The sequence below is a fragment of the Serratia sp. ASV30 genome, assembly GCF_016428815.1.
Classification (GTDB): domain Bacteria; phylum Pseudomonadota; class Gammaproteobacteria; order Enterobacterales; family Enterobacteriaceae; genus Chania; species Chania fonticola_C.
In genome coordinates, this window is the sequence record NZ_JAELTL010000124.1 from 1 (window position 1) to 3,194 (window position 3,194).

At 46.2% G+C, this 3,194-nt stretch carries 2 protein-coding genes and 1 pseudogene; all 3 read right to left on the bottom strand.

The genetic code is table 11. The features are described from left to right. Nucleotides 1-1,891: N-6 DNA methylase (locus JHD74_RS26980; RefSeq protein ID WP_304621719.1), on the bottom strand; the 1,891-nt coding region annotated here is incomplete at its 3' end. A gap of 163 nt (nt 1,892-2,054) precedes the next feature. After that, a pseudogene (locus JHD74_RS25555) lies at nt 2,055-2,440 on the bottom strand (IS3 family transposase); the annotation flags it as partial. Nucleotides 2,441-2,591: 151 nt separating this feature from the next. Next, nucleotides 2,592-3,032 (bottom strand): DUF1524 domain-containing protein, encoded by a 441-nt coding sequence (locus tag JHD74_RS25560; protein ID WP_233169683.1) that lies wholly within the window; start codon nt 3,030-3,032, stop codon nt 2,592-2,594. Between the last annotated feature and the right edge of the window lie 162 nt (nt 3,033-3,194).

Sequence of the window (3,194 nt, forward strand, 5' to 3'; positions counted from 1 at the left end):
CCCCCCCCCCCCCCCCCCCCCCCCCCCCCCCCCCCCCCCCCCCCCCCCCCCCCCCCCCCCCCCCCCCCCCCCCCCCCTTTTTTACCTCCTGTCTCGTGGGTTCGGAGATGTGTATAAGAGACAGAATTATAAGATCAAATTGACCTGCAGTAGCTGACCAGAAAAAGTTTCTGACGATACGAAACCAAATTCCATTCCACTGTTTTTTATGAAGATTAAGCACTTGGTCATATGTATAGCGTAAAGGATTTTCCCACTGTTCAAGCTTTAGTGGTTCGATCAATTTGTAAGCCAAGATTTTTTTCTTCGCCTCAGTAAATTCAAGTCCTTGTTCTACATCTTGCCCCATGCGCTCGAATACGTTGTCGAGCAGTTCACGATTTAAAGCAAGTTCCGCAGGTAAACGGATATCTAGTTTTGCTACCTGGCTTCCAATCTTATATTCAACAACTGACATTGCGTCATCTGGCGAAGCCGCTGGGGAGTAAATAGCGTCGGCCATGAGTATAGGTACTTCAATTTCAAAGCCTGGGCACTGCGCGAGAAGATCCGCAATTTCGATTAAGAAGTTTACGCGTGCGGTTTGAACGGCCAGTGGGTTAAGATCAAAGCCCCAAACGCTTTCGCAAAGGCAGCTCAGGGTTTTCCGGACATCCCAGTTTGCGTTGTTTGCCAGTTCGCGCTTTTTTCGTATTACAGACAGTAAGAAAGCCCCTGAGCCGCAGGTTGGATCTAGTACACGTTGCTGCAAAATGTCATGGTCGGCAACCCTTGTAAGGGTGAAATCTACTAGCCAGTCCGGCGTGTAAAACTCACCAAGGCTCTGACGTAATTTCCCAGGGACAAGCCCTTGATATAAGTCGCGCAATATATCCCGGGTTCGTTCCAATCGGTCTAATCGATAGAGTGACAACATAGAAAGTAAACGACGTAGAGCTGGTAACAAACCTGCAATTATGTTGTCTCTGCCCAAATCGAGATACCAACTAAAGATTGCTTCTTCGACAAACCCGTTAATGCCAGCCTCTTTGAACAACGATGAACGTTCAATAGCTTGATCCAAAAAATCGAGCATTTGAACATCATTTTTCAATGCAGCCATGCTTTGCGCTGGTTGTTCAGTTGAAGTTAAACCATGAGCAGCGATGATTTCCGCAGCAAGTAGCTTGATCAACATCGAGTTATATGTGTGGATGATGAATAAACGTGCTGAGATTGAATCTCTGGAAGGACCTTTCCAGTCAAACGCAAGCTCTTTGTTGATCGCATCAGATTGAAGCACAGACATATCAGCAACTTGGCCGTACATTGTTCTCCATTCTTCGAAGAGCATTTTTATCTTATTGTTACCTGTTGCGTTTAAATAATGATTTAAGCCATCAGACAGGTGTTGCATAAAAGCTCTTGCATTCGGAGAACCATGTCCAAAGTCAGCAAGTAAATTCTCAATTGTCAATCCCTTGCGCGTATCTGAACGAAATGCATCCAGTACCATTTCAACAGACTCAGGAGAGAATGGCATGAGGTGTTGGGTTTTGATGGCGCCATGGATAACTTGAGCGAAACAAATATGTTCGCCATCAATTGCGATTCCAATGAAATCAGACTCAGATATGCCTGTTTTAGCTGATTTTTTCTGAATATAGGGCAACAAACGTTCTTGCATGGCATTTTTAAACGAAGGACTATCTTTTTTGCCGTTGAAGAAGCCAGGGGATTTGTACTCAATGATGACGTGATTCAAGCTGGCGTCGTTACGGTCTCTTTCCGCATTAAGATGTAGTCCGGTCGCATCTTCAATGGCTTTATTCCAGATATAGCGAACCTCCTCTTCACCCTGCCATGGCCTCAGACGTTTTTCTTGGATAACTTCATAAGCGGAATAACTCATAACTGTATGACCTGTAACGTGAATTATGCAACCGAGTATTATAAATGCCAGTAGATTTCAGTTCAATAGAAATCTACTGGCATTTGTATATCAATGGATTAATGTTCTCTCTCTCTGATGCATGGCTGAGAGACTGATCTGACCCATGAACAATGGACTTAGCCTAAGTGAGGTACTTGTTTTCAAATTCTTCCGGAATGAGACCGCCACAGGCACTGAGACGACACCACCGATTATAATCGCATTTATATAGCTAAACACCGCTGCTCGTATCATTTCTCGGCTGATAAAACGCTCTCTGTGTATACATTCCACCTTCAGTGAGTGGAGGAAGTTCTCCGCACAGGCATCCTGCCGAGCTCATAATGCCATGCAGATTATGTTGCTTCAGCAGTGCCTGATAATCTACCGAGTAGTACTGCCTGCCACGATCAGTGCACACAATGGCATTCTTTGGGTTTTTCGCCGCTAGAATGCCATTTGTAACGCATCACAGGCAAACTTTGCTGTCATACGAGGTAACATTGACCAGCCGACAAAGGATCGCGATCACAATTCAATCACTACCGCCACTTCTGGTACGTCCGGTCATAAGATCACCTTTTGTATGCTGAGGTGATGATGTTACCTCTTATATGGTATCCCAATTCACTATGCCACTATTATTACACGGTTAAATACAAATTATACGATTACTTTATTAACTCAGTTCTTGAGGCCAAATTTGTTCACAAATGGCGCGATAGAGCTGCTGTCGAGTATCCACATCCTGCTTTTTAAACGATACATGTGATCTGAAAGGCAATCCTGCATCTTGTATTAAACGGGTAAAATTAGGATTATTACTATATGCCAGTAGACACAGCGACTTCACCAAGAGATTTTCTTTAATGTAGTGAGGTTGCTTATCCTCATATGATAAGTCACCATAAGATTGATTTGTTCCATGTGGTAACAGCACCAGATCGCCGATGCGGTTGCGGTAATGATAAAATTCATGCTCCTGCTCAAACTCATCCCTATGGTTTGTAAATTTATCAGCCCAAATATGCTCTACTTCAAAAGGCTTGCCTTTTTCGGGCTGATAATAGGTGACGAAGTTGGTACTCATACCGGCCTGATGCTCAACCCAAGCTGTCATACGCGAGAGCAAGAACCTGTCTCTTATACACATCTGACGCTGCCGACGATGCCAACTAAAGGGGGGGGGGGGGGGGGGGGGGGGGGGGGGGGGGGGGGGGGGGGGGGGGGGGGGGGGGGGGGGGGGGGGGGGGGGGGGGGGGGGGGGGGGGGGGGGGGGGGG

Excerpts from the sequence above, each read along its gene's own strand:
- JHD74_RS25560 (WP_233169683.1), bottom strand. The coding sequence starts at position 3,032 with ATGACAGCTTGGGTTGAGCATCAGGCCGGTATGAGTACCAACTTCGTC.